Here is a 17,970-nt window from a genome sequence, read left to right as displayed (position 1 = left end):
CGCCCCGAGCCTGACATCCCCACCAACCGAGCCAAGCTCAGAGCCCGTTCGTGCAAGGGGACGGCGTCCAGGGAGATGGTGTACGGGTTCGACCTGATCCGGGGGTTTGCTCCGGCGTCGGGATGAGGCCCGCATAGATGAACGGCCACGGTCGTGCGCTGCTTCCGCGACGGCGGCGGCGTGCCGTACTCCGCCTATCCACGGTTGCAGGCCCTGCAGGCCGAGGAGACCGCCCGGGTCTACGATCTGGCGCTCGTGGACACGATCGTGCCGCTGGTGCCCGGACTCGAGGAACGGTTGCGCGCCGGGATCCACGTCCTCGACGTGGGCACCGGCCAGGGGCGTGCCCCTCTCGTGCTGGCCCGGGCCTTCCCCGCCACCCGGTTCCACGGCCTGGACCAGTCGGAAGCCGGCATCGAGGCTGCGCGCGCCGAGGTGGCCCGCGCCGGGCTGGCCAACCTGCGCTACACGCTTGCCGACTCGACGGAGATCGCCGGCGAGTACGACCTCATCACGGCCTTCGACGTGATCCACGACCTGGCGCGTCCGGCCGAAACACTGGCGGCGATCGCAAGGGCCCTCCGTGAGGGAGGCACGTTCCTGATGGGTGATATCGCCGCGTCCAGCAGGCTGGAGGCGAATGTCGGACATCCCTTCGGGCCTGCGCTCTACAGCTTCTCCGTCTTCTACTGCATGACGACCTCGCTCAGCACAGGCGGAGCCGGCCTGGGCACCGCGTGGGGGCAGGAGACGGCAGTGCGGATGCTGAAGGAGGCCGGTTTCGAGAACATCGACATCAAGTCCGTGGAGGGCGATCCGATCAACGCCTACTACATCGCGACCAAAGGCTGAGGACTGGTTGTGCGGCGCGGGTGCGGACGGCGGGTGGCCCCGCGGGGCCCGGACCGTTTCGCCGACCCCGGCGGCAGCGTGGCCGCCTCGGTGCAGGCCCTTGCCCTTGCGGTCATCATGCTTGCCCTTGTGGTCCTCTTCGCCACCGTGCTCCTGCACGGGCGATGCAGTGGTCGGAGCGGTTGAGGGAGGGCAGACAGAGGAATGGCTGTGGGCGTCCGGCCGGTTGGGGCGAATGTGGTGCTTGCCGGGGCGGGCGCATGGGGTGATGAAGGGGTGTCGTCGTCGGAGTTCAACGTGGCCCCGAGGGCTGCCGCAGAGGCGACAAGGGCGAGACCACCGTCACGGCCCCCTCGTACTCGAAGACGACCATGGAGTGTGCCTTGCCGGTGAGCGGGTCGCGTGCCCAGATCCCGGCCACGACACAGGCGACGAGTCGCGACGGCGTTGCGCTCGCTGAGCAAGGAGCCTGTGGCGCAGGGTTGAGGCCCGTTGTGGGCGCTCTGGCAAAGTCATGCTCACGGCAGCACCGCCTCGTTTTCGATGTGCGCGAGTATCCGCTCCAGCCAGGCCAGCAGGTCGCCCTCGACTTCGGTGCGGTTGGTCTCGTTGAACAGTTCGTGTCGCGCTTCGGGGTAGATGCGGTAGGTGATGTCGGTGAGGCCGGCCTGTCGGTAGCGGTCGACGAGCAGGTCACTCAGCGCGAGCCCGGCGTTGAGCGGGTCCCGGTCTCCGACCAGGACGTAGACAGGCAGGTGTGCTGGGATGCCCCGGGGCTGCGCGAGTGCTGCCGAGGCGGCGGCGACCTGCCGCATTCCCTCGGCGTCGAGGCTGGAGCCGCAGAGCGGGTCCGCGAGGTAGGCGTCGACGGCCTCGGGGTCACGGCTGAGCCAGTCGAACGGCGTCCGAGCCGGCTCGAAGCCTTTGTTGAGGGCGACGAGCGGGTCCCCGGTGTCGACCGCCTGGTTGGCGAGCATCGCGTCGACCGCGGTGGTGCCGGCCAGAGCCAGGGCGTCGATGAGGTGGGAGTGGTGCAGTGCGTACTGCTGCGCGGCGAAGGAGCCGAGGCTGTGACCGAGCAGCGTCAGGGGAAGACCGGGGTGCCGCTCCCGGATGGTCCCGGAGAGTGTCACCAGATCGCCTACGAGGCTGTTCCAGCCGTCCTCGCCGAGATGGCCGGGTGCGGCATGCCTGCTGAGCCCGTGTCCCCGGTGGTCGTTGGCGTATACGGCGAAGCCCTGGGCCGTCAGCGCCTGGGCGAGCGCGGCGTAGCGGCCGGCGTGTTCGCCCATGCCGTGCGCGATCTGCACCACACCGCGCGGCGGGTCGGCGGGCTGCCACACGTGCACGTGGATGCGTACGCCGTCCTTGCCGCTGTCGAAAGTGAACATGATTCTCCTGGGAAAGGGTGAGTGGAGGGGCGTGGTCCGTGCCGGTGGGGCGGTCAGGCGCTTTCGCCCAGGTAGCCGGCCACGATCCGGGACCGGTCCGCTCTCAGTTCCCGGGCTGTGGCCTGCACGGCGAGTTCGCCGTGAGAGAGGACGCAGCCTCGGTCGGCGGCTTCCAGGGCGAGGCCGACGTGCTGCTCGACGAGCAGGACCCCGCAGCCGGAATCGTCGGCGAAGCGCCGGACGACGGGCAGCAGTTCTTCGACGATCACCGGGGCGAGGCCGAGACTGAGTTCGTCGAGCAGCAGCAGCTTGGGACGACGGGCCAGGGCCCGTCCCAGAGCGAGCATCTGCTGTTCTCCGCCGGACAGGAGTCCGGCCTTGCGGTCCCGCAGGCGGGTCAGGACCGGGAAGTAGGCGTACGCCGCCTGCTCGTCGAGCCGTTCTCCCCGGTGTCCCAGCCGCAGGTGTTCCGCCACGGTCAGTCCGGAGAAGATGCCCCTGCCTTCCGGGACATGGGCGATGCCCCGTCGCGCGCGGGCCGCCGCCGGCACCTGGTCGAGAGGTGTTCCGGTGAAGGCGATGGTCCCGGCGGAGGGACGCAGCAGCCCGGAGACGGCCTTGAGCGTGGTGGTCTTGCCGGCTCCGTTGGCGCCCAGCAGGGCGACGACCTCGCCCGCGCCGACGGTGATGTCGAGGTTGCGGACGACGGGGGCTCCGTCGTAGCCGGCCGTGAGTCCGGCCACTTCCAGGACGGGTGTGCTCATGATGTCTCCGGTGCGCTGCTGGGGACCCGGGGCCGGCCGGTGGTGAGGGAGGAAGGGGTGCCGCCGTCCGGTACGGGTGCGTCGGCGGGCTGGACGGCGGACGCCCCGAGGTAGGCGGTGATGACGGCGGGGTCGTCGCGGACCCGGCTCGGGGATCCCGCCGCGATCACCTTGCCGAACTCCAGGACGACCAGGTGGTCGCAGATGCCCATCACCAGGCCCATGTCGTGGTCGATGAGGAGCAGTGCCGTACCGGCGTCGGCGACGGCGCGCAGGCGGCGGCCGAGTTCGGTGCTCTCTGCGGTGTCCAGGCCGGCGGCGGGCTCGTCGAGGCAGATGATGCGGGGGCGGGCGGCCAGGGCCCGGGCCACGCCGACGAGTTTGCGCTGTCCCTGGGACAACTCGGCCGGGGATGCGTCGGCGAGATCCTGCAGGCCCAGAGTGGTGAGGGCATCGGCGACGGCGGAGGGCGGCGGTGTGCGGCGGCCGAAGGTCTCGCCGAACACCCTGACCCAGCTCGGGTGTTCCGCCGTCACCGGCCAGGAGCTCCAGTGGTACGGGTCCGAAGCCGGCAAAATGAACCAGATGCAGGCGAGCCGCCTCGCCGGATGACTCTGCACTCGCGAAGCGCTCCCCGAGCCGGGCATGCGAGCCGGCCGAGCCGAGAGCGGAGCCCGTTCACTCCGGCGCTCGGCCCGCCGCGCTTCAGAGCCGTGCCCACAGCGTGCCCGTAAGAGCGGACAACCACAGTCAACAGCGGTGCGAACCAGTTCTCGCAAGGCGGCCGATACGCCACATAAGCGCAGGTCAACGATCACATGGCCTTCCAAGCGCCGTCGCTTGCCAAGCTGAGAGCGCGAGTTCGATTCTCGTCACCCGCTCCACGACTAAGGCCCAGGTCAGAGACCCGGGCCTTTTTGCTGTCCGTGGTGCTCAGCGGTCGCGTGCCAGATTCGTGCCAGATGCTTGATCGTCGGGTTCGACTGTCTCCTCTTCTGGCACGGCCGCAGCTACCTGGCGTGCCTTGCGTACGGCCGCGTCCAGACCGGCTGCAACTTCCTGCTGTCGGTCGTCGTCGGAGTGCCGATGGATCAGTGCGGCCTTCTCACAGGACTGCCCGGCATGGACCATGGTGTCCTTGAGCGTGGCACCGGAGCGCGTGGCGATGGTGTGCCCCGTGTGCCGGAGATCGTAGAACCGGAAGCCCATCGAGCGGGCCCGGCCCTGGCCGGCCAGGTGATCGACGAGGTCGGCCACAACTGCACTGGTCCCGGGGGGGGGTGAGCACCTCTCCGGAAACTCGCAAGCACCCCCGGCGGTGACCGCACCGCGGGGGGTGCCCGCTCGTGCGGGTCAGCTGTCGGTCTTGGCCGGTGTCTTGCCGTGCTGGTCGACGACCGTGCGCTGCATGATGGCGCTGGTCCCGAACAGGGTGTCGGAAGTGACCCCCTTGGCCTCGTCCCGGGTGATGTACGAGCGCGAGCCGAGGAACGCGAGGGTGTTCTTGTCGAAGATCCATTCGTCACGCGTGGCGGAGGAGGCGTCTTCCCGTGTGACTCCGATGCCGTGACGGCCCGCGGCGTCGACGGCATCGGGGATCTCTCGCACGCCGGGGAGCTTCGCGGCCGCCTTGTAGAAGGCGGAGGCGTTCGCGGGCGGCATGATCGTCTCGCCCACCAACTCGCCGATCTTGGAGAACACCGCCTGCTCCTTCGACTCGCCGTCGTCCACCCTGGTCTGGTCGTAGAGCAGTTCGAGCAGCGCGTCGGGGTCGGTGGGAAGCGAGGCCAGCCACTTGTAGGTGGGGTGGTCGATGCCCGCCCGGACGGCGTCGGAGGAGTCGATGGGAAGCGTCTGACCGGGCATCACGGCGCCTTTGCCGGATTCCCGGATCCACCCGGTCCTGGTGACGGGGCCGGAGTCCTGGGACATCCAGACCTCCCGCTCGTGCAGGGCACCGAGCCGCACGGGACCGCCGAGGGTGCCCTCGTTCGAGCGGGTCAGGCTCTCGACGTACACGAACTGCCCGTCCTTCACCGGCGTCGCATCGGTTGCCATGGCCGCGACGGCGATCCGGTTGAGGGTGGCGGAGGCACTGTTGGCCTGGCCGGCCCGGGTCACCGGGACGGAGGTGTCGTCACGGCCGGAGAGTGTGACGAGCAGCGCCCCGGCCAGTGCCATCGACGCGAGGGGCAACAGCACGACTCCGCGCGTCAGCCGACGGCGTGGTGTCGGGCGAGCCTGAGTGGCGGGGGTGCGGTCGTGGTCGATGTGCTGCATCAGTACGTCCTTGTAGTGGAGGTGTCTGCTCGGCGGGAGGTCCCATTCGGCCGGAGCCGACAGCAACTCCTCGGCCTCACGCCCGGAGGAAGCGGCGTAGGGCGGATTGCTGTTGTTCATCCGGTTTCCTCCTGCAGAAACATGGCCGCGAACGCGGTCTCACTCTCCTTCTCTCCGCGAGGGCCCCGCGGTTCCGCCCTGGTGCGGTCGAGTTCATCGGAGCTGATCCGGGCGAGCCGCGCCCGGGCGCGCGACAGCCGCGACCTCACGGTGCCGACCGGGACGCCGAGCGCCTCGGCGGCCTGCTGGTAGTCCAGCCCGGCCGAGACGCACAGGGCGAACACCTCCCGGTCCTGGCGGCGCAGGCGGCCCAGCGCCTCGTGCACCACCGCGAGCCGGCGGGCGTCGTCGATCCGGCCTGCCGTCTCGTCCGCGAAGTCCTCGACGGGTCGGGGCGCCGGGCTGCGCGCCAGGAAGACGAGCCGACGGCGCAGCCCACGGTTCGCGTTGTGCGCCTTGTGCGTGGCGATACCGAGCAGCCACGGCTTGAGTGAACCACCCTCCGGCTCCACCTTGTCCCGGGTACGCCAGGCGGCGAGGAAGGTCTCGGACATGGCTTCCTCTGCCTCCGACCAGTTGCCGGTCAGGCGCAGGGCATGGTTGTAGACCGCCCGCGCGTATGCGTCGTACAGGTCGGCGAACGCCGCACGGTCCCCCGCCCGTATGCGAGCACGCATCGACTCCGATGGTTCTGTTTGCCTCACACCCGTTACTCTCCGCAGCTCCGGCGGGGTTCCTGTGGCCTCCGCCACACCAGGACTGCCTGGACCGGGCAGCAGACGACAGGCACTGTCTCGGCGCGGCCCGGTCCGCCGTCCATGCCGTCGAGCGGCAGGTGATCGACGCGGTCCCGCGGCGGCGCCTGGCCGCCCTCCTCGCCGGCCTCGGCCGCACGACGACGGCGCTCGGCGGACAGTCCGGGAAGAACGATGCGAGGTCGAGTCCCGGTATGCCGCGATCCAGGACGCTGCCCCGAGCCGCTGCGGAAAGGGCCGCGGAAGCGCGCCTTCGAGCGCGGCGCGAAGCCGCACCCGCACCCGCACCCGCACGCCGACGGGCCGGCTACGCGGCGGCCAGGGGTGAACGGCTGACGCGTATCTTCGACTGGCCGTGCGGGCGCTCCTCCCAGTCCTCCATGAAGCGTGCCTGCAGTCCGTGCTTGCGCGCCAGGGCCAGGAGGGTCTCGGTGCGGTAGTAGAAGTCCTCACGCAGCACCTGGTGTTCAGTGCCCTCGGTGCGGTCGAAGGTGAAGTCGAAGAACCCGGTGTCGCTCAGCACGCGACCGACGTGCGCGAGGCATTCGTCGATGACCTCCAGCGGCGAGTGGGAGAAGACGCTGTGCGCGTGGACGACGTCGAAATGATTGCCGGGCAGGAAGTCCAGCGTGAGGTCGCCGGTGATGGTCAGGTGCGGCAGCTTGTCCTGGAGGTGGCGCTCGCTGAGGGTCTTCTTGGCGGCCATCAGAATGTCGGGCGAGATGTCGATGCCGTAGTAGTTGCCGACGTCGAGGTGGTCGATGAAGCGCCAGCCGCCGCGCAGGTTGCCGCAGCCGATGTCGAGCATGCGGTGTTCGGGGCGCAGTCCGTGCTCGACGAGGTAGTCGAACTGCATCTGCCCGAGCGCCAGCCAGCGGTCGTGGGTCCGGCTGCCGACCGCGGCCTCCGGGTTGCGGCGGGTGTCCGAGGCCATCACGGCCCGGTAGTAGCCGACATGGTCGCGGTGTTTCAGGCTGAGCCAGGCGTCCCGGCCGGCCCGGCCGAGGTACGGGACGACGCGGCCGGGGCGGCGCAGCGCGTAGCCGATCTTGTGGGTGAGGGCGGCGCGGTTGCTGCGCAGCTTCTTGGGTGACTTGGCGTCGGCGGGCATGGCGAAGCGACCTCCGTGCGAAACGGGTCCCGCAGTTGGGGACCGATGGCTGGGTGACAAGCGGGCCCCTGAGAAGGGGGCCCGCTGGTGGGAGCAGGTGCGGTGGTGTGGCCCGGTCAGACGCGGCGGCGCAGGAGCAGCACGGTGACGGCCGTGAGCAGGAGGGCGAGACCGCCGAGGAGGGCGGTGTCGGTCCACTGGAAGGTCCAGTAGTCGCCGGCCGGATTGGCCTCGTAGAAGCGGGCGACGTACCCGTGCCGGCTCATGCACTCCCGAAGCTCGGCACTGGAGGGGAAGGGGCACTTGAGCACGTCGGCACGGTTGCCGGAGGCAGTGACGAGGCCGTAGTTGCCGGTGGACCACTTCTCGCCCATGGGCGGCTTGGGGATGCTGCCGGCGCTGGTGTAGGTGTGCGGCGGGACCAGCAGGCGCGTCCGGTGCGTCCACTCCAGCAGGAGCGTCACCGCCCCGGTCACCAGGAGGGTCAGACCCATCGCGGCCAGGACCCGGCGGGCCAGCAGCCCCAGCAGCGTGCCGGCCGCCAGGCCGAACAGGGCGGCGGCCACGACGCGCGGGCCGGAGCCGCTCAGGGCTGTGTTCTCGTACCAGAACACGCCGTAGCTCCGGTTTGCGGCCGGTCGCCACCACCACGCGAACACCACGGCGAGCACGCCGGAGAGGACCGCCGTGGTCACCGCGGCGAGCGCCAGCCGGGAGCCGAACCACTGGCCCCGGCTCACGCCCTGGGCGAGGACCATGCGGTGCGTGCCCAACTCCCGGTCACGGCCCAGCAAGGGGGCGCCCCAGAAGACACCGATGACGACGGGCAGGACGATGTTCAGCGCGCCGAGGATTCTCAGGGGCTCGACGTCCAGCAGCAGGGGCAGACCGGTGTCGGACCGCGTGCACGACAGCGGCCCGGGATCGCAGTGGTCGAACAGCCCGCTGCGCAGGGCGTCCAGCATTCCCGAACGGGAGTAAGCGGCGATGGCCGCGGCGGCCGTCAGTACGACGGCGCCGATGCCGACCAGCACCCGCTGCTGACGCCACGCGAGCCAGAAGGAGCCGTTCCAGAGGGAGCCTTTCACGCCGCCGCCTCCGTCCGCTCGGAGTCGGCCGGACGCACCTCGTCGCCGGCCTGGAGGTAGCCGCCCAGGATGTCCTCCAGTCTGGGCCGCTCGACGTGCCACTCACCGCGCAGGGGTCCGCGCTGTCGTATCAGGGCCGTCATCTGCCGGCCGCCGACCCGGCGGTGTACGACGGTGTGCGGTCCGGTCAGGGCGTCGTCCTGGTCGGTGTGTCCGGTCACCACGGCGTGGTTCTCGCGCAGGGCGTCGGAGTCCTCACTCAGCTCGATGCTGCCGTTGCGCAGCACCAGCACCCAGTCACAGGTCTGCTCCAGTTCGGGCAGGACGTGCGAGGACAGCACGATGCTCGTGCCGCGCTCGGCGACCTCGGCCATCAGCGTCGCCGTGATCTCGCCTCGGGCCACCGGGTCGAGGTCGGCCATCGGCTCGTCGAGCAGCAGCAGTTCGGGCCGCTTGCCGAGTGCCAGGGCGAGCGCGACGCGGGTGTGGTGTCCGGGGGACAGTTCGCCGACGCGGGCGGCAAGCGGGATGCCGCCCTCACGGACGATCTGCTCGGCGGCGGCCCGGTCCCATCTGGAGTTCAGTTTCTCGCCCATCCGCAGGGTGTCCGCCACGGTGAAGCGGGGGTAGAGCGGCTTGTCCTGGGTGAGCAGGGAGACCCGGGCACGCGCCTCGCGGGTTCCCGGTACGGCGTCCAGTACGCGCAGTTCCCCCACGTCGGCGTGGAGCAGGCCACCGGCCAGGTGCAGCAGGGTGCTCTTGCCGGCGCCGTTGCGTCCGACGAGTGCGGTGATACGGCCGCCCGGCACGGTGAACCCGCAGTCCCGCAGGGCCCAGCCGCCCCGCGCCCGGTACCGGAAACCGAGTCCCGTGGCGCGCAGCGCGGCCGGCGCGTCAGGCCCGGTCACGTGTCCTCCTCTTTCCGCTCCCGGTCTCCCGGGGAGCGCTGGTGTTGCTCGATTTGCTCGGGTCGCTCGGACTGCCGTCCTGCTCGCCGCCTTCGCCGTCCAGGACGGCCGTCACCAGGGCGAAGATGTCGGCCCGTTCGAGACCCGCGGACCGGGCGCGTGCCGTCCAGTCGGCGAGTTCCGCGCGCAGGGGCGAGTCGGCCTCCGCGCCGGGCCGGGCGAGCGACCGTGTCACGAAGGTGCCCAGCCCGCGGCGCAGTTCGACCAGGCCGGCCCGCTCCATGTCGCGGTAGGCCCGCAGCACGGTGTTGGGGTTGATGGCGGTCGCCGCCACCACCTCCTTGGCCGTGGGCAGCTTGTCCCCGATCTTCAACGTGCCCATCCGCAGCGCCCGTTCCGTCTGCTCCACGATCTGCACATAGGCCGGTACGCCGCTACCCCGGTCGATCCGGTACTCGAGCACGTCACCTTCCACCTGCTTCAGTGTGCTTCCATTAATGAATTAGCACAAGCATGGTGGAGGCGTCGCACGGATGTCAATCAGAAGCAGCACCCGAGCGGCCCTCGTCGTCGCCGTCGCGCTGACCCTCGCCGCAGTGGCCCAGCAACTCCTGCTGATCGCCGGCCTGGGCGGCCTGCTGCCCGGCCGGCAGCCGTGGCCCTTCCTGCTGGGCGCGGCCCCCGCCTGGTGGCTCGCGCGCCCCCGGTGGCGGCGGGCGGACCCACCCCGGTGGCTGATACGGGCGATACGCGGGCTGCGCCGCATACCCGGCAGCGCGTACCTGATGGCCGTGCTGGCGCTGACGGCCGCCATCTGGGCCACGCTCCAGGACCACGAGCCGTACATGGCGCACGAGGAGGCCGTGTACGCCAACAAGGCCCGCTCCTGGGCCGACGGCACCCCCGACGCCGGCTGGGGCAGCTACCGTCCCCCCGGCCTCCCGGCGCTGGGACGCGTGGCGCTCGCCGTCCACGACGACGTGGGCAGCCTGCGCGCGGTGGCCCTGCTGCTCACCCTCTTCACCCTGACCACCACCTACCTCGTCACGGCCCGCTGGACCACGCCCCGCCGCGCGGTAGTGGTCGTCCTTCTGCTGCTCTCCGGCCTCGGATTCCTGCGCCGTGTCCCGGAGTTCCTCAACGACATCGGCGCCACCGGCCTGTTGCTGATCGTCGTCCTCCTCGTCACACGCGCCCAGGAGGTACGGCGCTCGTACGCCCTGCCCGTCGCGGCTGCCGTGGCAGTGGGCGCCTTCTACCTGCGCTACGGCAGCGTGGGCAACCTCCTGGCGATATCCCTGGCCGCCCTGTTCGCGTACGGCCCGCGCGCCTGGCTCGCCCAGGGCCGCCGCCTCGCCACCGCGCTGGCCGTCCTCACCCTCGGCCTGCTGCCGCACTTCGTGCACGCCACGCTGGTCACCGGATCACCGCTGGGCCTGATTCTCTCGGCCGGTTCCCAGGCCAACCGCGCATACGTGGGCGACGGACTCGTCTACTACCTCGCGATCTTCCCCTATCGCCTGGCCGGAGACCTCGGAGCGGTGGTGATGACCGGCGGGCTTCTTCTGGCGGTACGGGCCCTGCGCGGGCAGGACCGCGGGGCGCACGCCGCCCGCCGTGTGTTCCTGGGCTCGACGTCCGTCCTCGTGTTCGTGGTCCTCGGCCTGGTGACCGACGGAGAACCGCGGTTCGTCTACCTCGCGGTCGTCCTGCTCACCGTCCTGGGGGTCGAAGCCCTGGCGGAACTGACCGGCCGCCGGAACAGGGGCCTGCTCACCGCCGTCGCCGGACTGGCCGGTCTGACCACCGTCGGCACAGCCCAAGTGGTGGCCCACGGAGCGATGCCGGGCCCCGACGGCCTCAGCCGCTCCACCGTCCCGGTCGCCGAGCGGCTCGCGACGGACGGCCCGTGCCTCCTGGTCACCGGGTACGAACCGGAGATGGGCTGGTATTCGGGCTGTGACGCGGTCACCTACGCCCAGTACCGCCGCACGCCCCCGCCTCCGGGAACCCGGGTGACGCTGGTCCTCTTCGAACGCGGCCGCCTGCAACCGGACGACACCACCCTGGCCCGCCTCGTCGGTGATCGCGACACCACCGTGCGGACCATCCCCACGGACGGCGCGCTGGGCACGGCGACCGCGGTCACGCTGACTTCGGTGTGACGGGGATCGTGGCCCCGGTCGGCGCCACCACGACCGCGCTCATCTCCACGGGGACGGACAGGCCCGGCAACCGGAAGGAACGGCAAGGCGGATTCGCCGGTGACCGTCCCGTACCGACCCGCCTTGCCGGGTCGACGGAGCCCGCCGGCAGAGCGGGCAGTTGCTTCGCCGCCGGTGCGGTGCGTCGGCTCGACTCGTCGGCGACGACTTCGGCCGCGTCCAGACGGCGTCCCCCAGTCCGCGCCTGGAGGTCCGTGGCCTGCCCCCTCATCCATCTAGCCGACACAGGGCTTGAACGAAAAGTCCGTTTCAGCAGCTCAGAGCGTACGGCGAGAAGGCCCCTGAAACGCGTACGCCAGGTTGGGGGACGCCGGACGTTTGCTCCGCGGCTCGACCGGCTCGAGAGCGCAGCACGTCTCTTTTCAGCCATGCCTCCATAACGTCCCTGCACGGAAAGGTACTTCCGTACAGGATCATGCACCTGTCATCTTGCATCCACCACTCGTTTCGTACGGCCCGGCCGGTGCCCTCAACACGGCCGGGCCGTCTCCGGAGGACGCATTGATACCCCACATATCCAGCCGCCCCAGACGCACGCTGGTGCTGGCGGCCACGCTCGGCGCCGCCCTCGCGTTCGGCGCCCCGGGCGCCCTCGCGGGCACGCTCCCCGTCGTCCCTTCCACCGCACCGGCCGCCAAGGCCCACGCTCCGGCCGCCGTGCCGGCATCCCAGAGTGCGACCTGGGTGGCCGGGACGCGTGCCTACCTCGTGATCACCGCCCCCGGTGACAGTTCGGCGGTCCGCTCGGCGATCACGGCCAACGGCGGCACCGTCTTCTCGAACTTCGACGCCATCGGCGTGATCGTCGCCCACTCGGCGTCCAGCGGATTCGCCGCCACCATGCGCGGCGTCGCCGGCGTGCAACAGGTCGGCGCCACGCGTACCTCGGACGTCCCGGCCGACGCCTACAACCCGGCGCTCCCGGCCAATCCGGCCCAGGCCTCGACCCCGGCCGGAGAACCGGTCCGGGCCGACATGAGCCAGATCAAGGCCGACCAGGCCTGGGCCGTGAACCCAGGCTCCGCCTCCGTCACGGTCGGCATCCTGGACACCGGTGTGGACGACCAGCACCAGGACCTGGCGCCCAACTTCGACGCGGCCGACTCGGTCTCCTGCGCCTACGGCAAGCCCGACACCCGTGCCGGCGCGTGGCGGGACGTCGACACTCACGGCACCCACGTAGCGGGCACCATCGCCGCGGCCAAGAACGGGAAGGGCGTCGTCGGCGTGGCACCCGGGGTGAAGATCGCCGCGGTCCGGGTCGCCGAGCCGGGCAACTCCTTCTTCTTCGCCGAGAACACCATCTGCGGCTTCGTCTGGGCCGGTGACCACGGCTTCAAGGTCACCAACAACAGCTATTACACGGACCCGTGGCAGTTCAACTGCCCGGACAACATCGACCAGGCCGCCATCATCGAGGGCGTCAAGCGCGCCCAGGAGTACGCCGAGGGCAAGGGCTCCCTCCAGATCGCCGCCGCGGGCAACGAGAACTACGACCTCGCCCACAAGACCACCGACTCCGCGAGCCCGAACGACTCGACGCCGGTCACCCGCACCATCACCAACGCCTGCCTCGACATCCCGACCGAGCTGCCGGGCGTGGTCACGGTCGCGGCCAACGGCACCGGCGTCACCAAGGCCTCGTTCTCCAACTACGGTCAGGGCGTCATCGACGTCACGGCGCCGGGCAGCAACGTGTACTCCACCGTCCCCGGCGGCGGCTACGGCAGCAAGAGCGGCACCTCGATGGCCACCCCGCACGTGGTCGGCGTGGCGGCACTCATCGCCAGCGCCAACCCGGGCATCACCCCGGCGCAGCTCCGCGCCAAGCTGGCCGAGCAGGCCAACGACATCGCCTGCCCCTCGGACAGCCGCTGCACGGGCACGACAGCCAACAACTCGTTCTTCGGCGAAGGACAGGTCGACGCCCTCAAGGCCGTCGGGACCACCCCGCCGCCCGGCAAGTACTTCGAGAACCTCGCGGACTTCGCCATCAACGACAACGCAACCGTGGAGAGCCCGATCGCCGTCACCGGTGTGACCGGCAACGCCCCGGCCACCCTCAAGGTGGCTGTGGACATCAAGCACACCTACATCGGTGACCTGAAGGTCGACCTGGTGGCGCCGGACGGCACTGTCTACACGCTGCACAACCACTCCGGCGGCAGCGCCGACAACATCGCACAGACCTACACCGTGAACGCCTCCTCGGAGGTCGCGAACGGCACCTGGAAGCTGCGCGTCAACGACAACGCCGCCTCCGACACAGGCAAGATCGACGCCTGGAACCTGACCTTCTAGCGCAGGGCCCGGCAACCCCCGCTCACAGCACGCACAGCACCGGCGACAGCTCTCCGCCCGTGGCCGCGGACAAGGCGGGCTGCGGTCTGTTCGGCCAGGGCTGCGAACTGCTGGGCGGCAGAGGGCATATGGGCCCCGGCGGGGGTGTAGGCCGCGGTCGGGGCCACCATGCCGGAGGCGTCCAGGAAGGCCGCGGACGGCCTGGAGCCGGTGTCCAGCTCACCGTGCGCCTCCCTGACGATCTGCAGGGCTGTGTCCGCGCTGACCGTACGGGCAGCGTGGACACAGCCCCGAGGAGTGCCGGCCGGCTCGAGCGGCGGGCCACCGTCCCGGACCGGACCGCGCATGCGGTCGAGGCCAGCTGCACCTTCCTGCTGTCGGTCGTCGTCGGAGTGCTGATGGATCAGCGCGGCTTCCTCAGAGGACTGGCCGGCGCGGACCATCATGTCCTTGAGCGTGGCTCCCGATCGGGTGGACAGAGTGTGCCCGGTGTGGCGAAGGTCGTGGAACCGGAAGCCCTCGGGCATCCCGACGACCTCTCGCGCCCCCCGCCACGTCCGCCCGAAGGTGCTGGGTGACCGGCATACAGTGTCTGACGTGATCACCGGACTGGAGCGGCAGGGCCTGGTCGCCTCGGCGGCAGCCCTACGAACGCTTTCAATCACGCCCTGACCGCCGTTCCCAACCCCCGCAAGCCGGCGGACGCGCAGGCCCACGGTACGCATGCGGCGTCACGCTGCTCCAAAGCTCATAGAGCTCGGCTTCACTGAGATCGTCATCCACCTTCGGATTCGCCGGGTCCTCGGAGTCACACGGCACGCTCCTGTGAACCGAGCGGTCGCGATCCGAGTTCAGCGGGCCAACCAGGTCAGCGCCGTTGTCACCAGGAACACGGCAACCGCCGCGAGCCAGACCGCGAGGGGTGTCGGTCTTGAGGACCTGGCCGGCACCGGCTCCTCTCCCTCTTGGGACAACAGCGCATCCGCGAACGCCTGCGCGGTTGGCGGTCGGCTCTCGGGTTCCACGGACAGCGCGGCACGAAGAAGAGTGTCGATGCCGTTCGGAGCCCCCAGCTCTCTGGGAAGCGTCGGCGGCGATGGCGGCGGTGCCTGCGCTGTCGCAAGGGTTGTGCGACCGCCCGGACCGAACGGCTTGCGCCCGGTCAACAGCTCGTAGGCGACGACCCCGAGGGCGTATACGTCGGCCCGGCCATCGAATCCGCCGGTCTGGAGGGCCTGTTCGGGCGCCATGTACGCGGGAGTGCCCGTGGTCACGGTCAGCCCCGACGCGTCGGCCAGTTGCTTCGCGCTGCCGAGGTCCGCGACGAGTACGGCAGTGGATGTGCGGCCGATGTCGAGCAGGAGGTTCGACGGCTTGATGTCACGGTGGACGACGCCTGCGTCATGGAGCACCTGGACGGCGTATGCGGCCTCGGCCGCCAGATGGAGTGCCTCCGCGGGCCCGCAGTGCCCGACCTTCTCGGCCAGCGTGCCGCCTCGGACGTAGTCCATGACGAAGTAGGGGCGGTCGTCCTGGACACCGACGTCGTGAACGCGTACGACACGTGGGCTGGAGATCCTTCGGAGCAGCCTCGCCTCCGCCAGGAACCGTTGTCGCACATCGGCGTTCGACGCCCAGTTGTCGGCCAGCACCTTGACCGCTACGTCCGTGTCGAGTTCCGGATCGTATGCTCTCCAGACGGTCGCGAACGAACCGGCTCCCAGTCTGTCCTCAAGGAGGTAACGACCTAGCTTCCGCATGCGGCGACATTTTGCCCGAGGCGATGGGGCCGGGAACCGCGGGGCGGTCAGGTGGAGTCCAAGTCCACGGTCGTACGTGAACGGGGGAGCAGCAGGATGATCGACGAGGATGAGCTGACACAGCTCGTGGCGTCCGCCCAGGCAGGTGACCGGGCGTCCCTGGACCGCCTTCTCGTCAGGCTTCGCCCCACGGTCATGCGCCGCTGCTCCAGGTTCCTTCCGCACCACGCCGACGCCGAAGAGGCCGCGCAGGACGCTCTGCTGTCCATCAGCACCCATCTGCACGAGTACAGCGGGCGAGGCTCGTTCCTCGGGTGGGTGACGGTGATCGCCTCGAACGCCGCCAGGTCCACCTATCGCTCGATGCGCCGACGCGCGGAGGACAGCCATGCGGTCCTTCCCGAGGGTGCCGACCCTCGGACCACGAGCGTCATCGCGGGGACCCGCCTGGATCTGATGGACTCGCTGGCCGCGCTCGAGGAGCGGCATCCTGCCCTGGTGGAATCCTTCGTGCTGCGCGATCTGGGAGACCTGACCTATGTTCAGGTCGCTGAGATCACCGACGCTCCCCTGGGCACGGTCAAGGACCGTATCCATCAGGCTCGTCGCTTCATGCGGGACCGCCTCGGCGGTGCCTGCTGAGGCATCCCGGCTCTCCATGTCGACCCGCGTCGACCCGCGTCGACCCGCATCAGCCGAGCGAGAGCCGGGAGGGGCTGTCGTGCGAACTCGGACGATCGCCGTCATCCTGACGGCAGCCATCGGACTCGGCCTGTTGACGGGCCGGTTCGTCCTTCCCGGTCGCTCCGCTCCGGCCGGCCCGTCGCCGACGCCGGGCGCTGCGGCGGCCTCGCCTGGTGCCCGCTCTTCGGCACCGAAGCCCGCGAGCGGCCCCGTGACGAACCGGCACCTGTTGACGGGCGCCGAGTTCAGGAAGGCCGGGGTCTCCCAGCGCATCCATGTACGGGATCGTGTCGGAGACGGCAACTACGCCAACGCGGTCTGCACCGGCGAGAAGACACTCGGCCAGACCCTGGGGTCGTACGACGCGCACTTCCGTGATCTGGTGACGCTCAAGGACAGCGGCAACAACGATTCCGGCACGCCGGCGAACATCGACCACGAGGTCGCCCGCGAAGTCGCCGGCGACGCCGGAAGCCGGGCGCTGGCCCGGAACTACGCACAGCGCCTGCTGCTGGAGGAAGTGCCGTGCCAGAGCGAAGTGCCCACCCACTGGGTCTACGGGCCGACGCACACGATCGATGTCGCGGCGGACATCACCGCGAGTTGGATGGGAATGTACGACGGTGACCTGAACAGCACAGGGACCGCGCCACGGGGCAAGGAGCCGTGCGGCGGCATCGCCGTACTCCAGAACGGCTCTCACTACGGGGTCCTGGAGGTCGACACCTGCCTGGGCACGGCTGCGATGACACGGATCGTCCGTGCGGCCGTGACGCGGCTCTGAGACCGTCCGAGCCCACCTGTAGAAGTGAGGTGGATCACATCAATCGCCGCGGATTTCCATCCAACATCTCGCGGACCCGCGGCATCTCCCTGGTGTACGACGACGCGAACCGCGTCGCCACCAGACAGGAGATGAGATGTTCGACCACCAAGCAGCCGGCAAGAGGTTCTCGCGTCGCGGTCGTACCGCGGGAGCGGCTGCCTGTGCCGGCGCTGCCCTGATCGCGATCGTCATCGGTACTCATCCCGCTGCCGCCGGCACGGAGACCAGTACTGCGAACCGGTCGACGACCGCGCTCACCGCCACCGCTGCCGAGCCCGGCCTCGGCTCCGGCAACCTGATGCAGAGTGAGGACTTCTTCCAGCAGGGCCTGGCCCCGGTCGGCGCGACCGTGGGCCTGAGCGGGAAGCGAGCTCTCTCGGCATGCTCCGGCGAGGAGACGATGCGCACACTGACCAAGGGGAAGGCCGTCGCCTACGCCGACGTGGCCTGGGCCTTCGGCACCAAGGGCACCTCGCTGACCGAGTCCGTCGCCGACGGCTCCACCGGCACGTCGGCGGCCTCGTACGAGGAGCAGCTCAACAAGCTGGTGCGCGGCTGCCAGAATGAGCCGGCGGGTCACTGGTACTACGGCAAGGCGCATGCGATCACCGTCAGAGCCGGCGAGGGCAGTTGGTACCCGGCCTACAGTGGCAACCGCAAGGTCGCCGGCGGTGTCGCGGTGATCCGAAGCGGTCACAGGGTCGGCCTGGTCGAACTCTCCGGTCAGCCCAGCGACGACTCCGGCTATATGGAAGGCATCGCCGCCGCTGCCATCAACCGGCTGGCCGACTGATCTCCCTGCGCCGCGGCGCAGGTCCTGTGTTGTCCCGTCGTCCGCGCCACACCGAGGAAAGGTCGGCGTAGGCCCGATGGCGGGACATCTCACGTGACCCGATCGGCAGACGATCACATCCCGACGAGTCCGGGCCTGTTCACTTGCGACGGCTCTCCCCGTCGATCTACGC

General features: G+C 70.2%; 17 protein-coding genes and 2 pseudogenes. 6 read left to right on the top strand and 13 right to left on the bottom strand.

The genetic code is table 11. The features are described 5' to 3' along the window. Positions 1-153 precede the first annotated feature (153 nt). On the top strand, positions 154-852 hold the full coding sequence (locus EDD92_RS25250) for a class I SAM-dependent methyltransferase (protein WP_260326740.1): 699 nt from the start codon (positions 154-156) through the stop codon (positions 850-852). Between the two features lie 518 nt (positions 853-1,370). Here EDD92_RS25250 and EDD92_RS25245 read toward each other — a convergent pair. From EDD92_RS25245 to EDD92_RS25200, 10 genes and pseudogenes are all read right to left on the bottom strand, one after another. Beyond that, positions 1,371-2,243 (bottom strand): alpha/beta fold hydrolase, encoded by an 873-nt coding sequence (locus EDD92_RS25245; protein WP_123966393.1) that lies wholly within the window; start codon positions 2,241-2,243, stop codon positions 1,371-1,373. A 53-nt stretch (positions 2,244-2,296) separates the two neighbouring features. After that, positions 2,297-3,007: an ABC transporter ATP-binding protein gene (locus EDD92_RS25240; protein WP_123966392.1), complete on the bottom strand. Its 711-nt coding sequence runs from the start codon at positions 3,005-3,007 to the stop codon at positions 2,297-2,299. Further along, positions 3,004-3,543, bottom strand: coding sequence for an ATP-binding cassette domain-containing protein (locus tag EDD92_RS25235; protein ID WP_260326739.1), 540 nt, complete (start codon positions 3,541-3,543; stop codon positions 3,004-3,006). The genes EDD92_RS25240 and EDD92_RS25235 overlap by 4 nt, the downstream gene beginning before the upstream one ends. Before the next feature lie 397 nt (positions 3,544-3,940). Further along, positions 3,941-4,213: pseudogene (locus EDD92_RS25230) on the bottom strand (site-specific integrase); the annotation flags it as partial. 147 nt (positions 4,214-4,360) lie between these two features. Continuing rightward, positions 4,361-5,407 (bottom strand): CU044_5270 family protein, encoded by a 1,047-nt coding sequence (locus tag EDD92_RS25225; protein ID WP_123966391.1) that lies wholly within the window; start codon positions 5,405-5,407, stop codon positions 4,361-4,363. Beyond that, the gene (locus tag EDD92_RS25220) at positions 5,404-6,024 is read right to left on the bottom strand and encodes an RNA polymerase sigma factor (protein ID WP_123966390.1); all 621 of its coding nucleotides are present in this window, start codon (positions 6,022-6,024) and stop codon (positions 5,404-5,406) included. Before EDD92_RS25220 ends, EDD92_RS25225 begins: the two co-directional genes overlap by 4 nt. A 385-nt stretch (positions 6,025-6,409) precedes the next feature. Beyond that, positions 6,410-7,213: a class I SAM-dependent methyltransferase gene (locus EDD92_RS25215; RefSeq protein ID WP_123966389.1), complete on the bottom strand. Its 804-nt coding sequence runs from the start codon at positions 7,211-7,213 to the stop codon at positions 6,410-6,412. A gap of 116 nt (positions 7,214-7,329) precedes the next feature. Next, positions 7,330-8,301, bottom strand: a complete 972-nt coding sequence (locus EDD92_RS25210; RefSeq protein WP_123966388.1) for a transporter — start codon at positions 8,299-8,301, stop codon at positions 7,330-7,332. Then, entirely contained in the window at positions 8,298-9,209 is a 912-nt protein-coding gene (locus EDD92_RS25205; RefSeq protein ID WP_123966387.1) for an ATP-binding cassette domain-containing protein, read from the bottom strand. The genes EDD92_RS25210 and EDD92_RS25205 overlap by 4 nt, the downstream gene beginning before the upstream one ends. Continuing rightward, positions 9,196-9,672 carry a GntR family transcriptional regulator gene (locus tag EDD92_RS25200; protein ID WP_185124440.1) on the bottom strand — a complete coding sequence of 159 codons (477 nt, stop codon included), beginning with the start codon at positions 9,670-9,672 and terminating at the stop codon, positions 9,196-9,198. Before EDD92_RS25200 ends, EDD92_RS25205 begins: the two co-directional genes overlap by 14 nt. Before the next feature lie 70 nt (positions 9,673-9,742). Here EDD92_RS25200 and EDD92_RS25195 point away from each other — a divergent pair, with 70 nt between their 5' ends. Then, entirely contained in the window at positions 9,743-11,374 is a 1,632-nt protein-coding gene (locus EDD92_RS25195; protein WP_123966386.1) for a glycosyltransferase family 39 protein, read from the top strand. Here EDD92_RS25195 and EDD92_RS25190 read toward each other — a convergent pair. Next, positions 11,355-11,645, bottom strand: coding sequence for a hypothetical protein (locus EDD92_RS25190; RefSeq protein ID WP_123966385.1), 291 nt, complete (start codon positions 11,643-11,645; stop codon positions 11,355-11,357). The two genes, EDD92_RS25195 and EDD92_RS25190, sit on opposite strands and share 20 nt — an antisense overlap. Positions 11,646-11,974: 329 nt before the next feature. Here EDD92_RS25190 and EDD92_RS25185 point away from each other — a divergent pair, with 329 nt between their 5' ends. Beyond that, positions 11,975-13,735, top strand: a complete 1,761-nt coding sequence (locus EDD92_RS25185; RefSeq protein ID WP_123970532.1) for a S8 family serine peptidase — start codon at positions 11,975-11,977, stop codon at positions 13,733-13,735. Positions 13,736-14,085: 350 nt separating this feature from the next. On the opposite strand, the pseudogene EDD92_RS25180 reads toward EDD92_RS25185, so the two are convergent. Next, positions 14,086-14,307 (bottom strand): annotated as a pseudogene (locus EDD92_RS25180) (site-specific integrase); the annotation flags it as partial. Between the two features lie 279 nt (positions 14,308-14,586). Next, entirely contained in the window at positions 14,587-15,495 is a 909-nt protein-coding gene (locus tag EDD92_RS25170) for a serine/threonine-protein kinase (protein ID WP_123966384.1), read from the bottom strand. A 96-nt stretch (positions 15,496-15,591) separates the two neighbouring features. Between EDD92_RS25170 and EDD92_RS25165 the strand changes: the two genes are divergently transcribed. The 3 genes from EDD92_RS25165 (at position 15,592) to EDD92_RS25155 (ending at position 17,798) form a co-directional block, all read left to right on the top strand. Then, positions 15,592-16,137 carry an RNA polymerase sigma factor gene (locus EDD92_RS25165; protein ID WP_123966383.1) on the top strand — a complete coding sequence of 182 codons (546 nt, stop codon included), beginning with the start codon at positions 15,592-15,594 and terminating at the stop codon, positions 16,135-16,137. A 79-nt stretch (positions 16,138-16,216) separates the two neighbouring features. Further along, positions 16,217-16,963, top strand: coding sequence for a hypothetical protein (locus EDD92_RS25160; RefSeq protein ID WP_123966382.1), 747 nt, complete (start codon positions 16,217-16,219; stop codon positions 16,961-16,963). Between the two features lie 136 nt (positions 16,964-17,099). Further along, entirely contained in the window at positions 17,100-17,798 is a 699-nt protein-coding gene (locus EDD92_RS25155; RefSeq protein ID WP_123966381.1) for a hypothetical protein, read from the top strand. Positions 17,799-17,970 lie beyond the last annotated feature (172 nt).

This window comes from Streptomyces sp. TLI_185, from assembly GCF_003814765.1.
Taxonomy (GTDB): domain Bacteria; phylum Actinomycetota; class Actinomycetes; order Streptomycetales; family Streptomycetaceae; genus Streptomyces.
This window is presented reverse-complemented; position numbering and strand designations above follow the sequence as displayed.

Bases quoted from the DNA above. Each gene is read 5' to 3' on its own strand.
- EDD92_RS25245 (WP_123966393.1), bottom strand. From the start codon at position 2,243: ATGTTCACTTTCGACAGCGGCAAGGACGGCGTACGCATCCACGTGCAC.
- EDD92_RS25240 (WP_123966392.1), bottom strand. From the start codon at position 3,007: ATGAGCACACCCGTCCTGGAAGTGGCCGGACTCACGGCCGGCTACGAC.
- EDD92_RS25225 (WP_123966391.1), bottom strand. From the start codon at position 5,407: ATGAACAACAGCAATCCGCCCTACGCCGCTTCCTCCGGGCGTGAGGCC.
- EDD92_RS25220 (WP_123966390.1), bottom strand. From the start codon at position 6,024: ATGCGTGCTCGCATACGGGCGGGGGACCGTGCGGCGTTCGCCGACCTG.
- EDD92_RS25215 (WP_123966389.1), bottom strand. From the start codon at position 7,213: ATGCCCGCCGACGCCAAGTCACCCAAGAAGCTGCGCAGCAACCGCGCC.
- EDD92_RS25195 (WP_123966386.1), top strand. From the start codon at position 9,743: ATGTCAATCAGAAGCAGCACCCGAGCGGCCCTCGTCGTCGCCGTCGCG.
- EDD92_RS25190 (WP_123966385.1), bottom strand. From the start codon at position 11,645: ATGAGGGGGCAGGCCACGGACCTCCAGGCGCGGACTGGGGGACGCCGT.
- EDD92_RS25170 (WP_123966384.1), bottom strand. From the start codon at position 15,495: ATGCGGAAGCTAGGTCGTTACCTCCTTGAGGACAGACTGGGAGCCGGT.
- EDD92_RS25165 (WP_123966383.1), top strand. From the start codon at position 15,592: ATGATCGACGAGGATGAGCTGACACAGCTCGTGGCGTCCGCCCAGGCA.
- EDD92_RS25155 (WP_123966381.1), top strand. From the start codon at position 17,100: ATGTTCGACCACCAAGCAGCCGGCAAGAGGTTCTCGCGTCGCGGTCGT.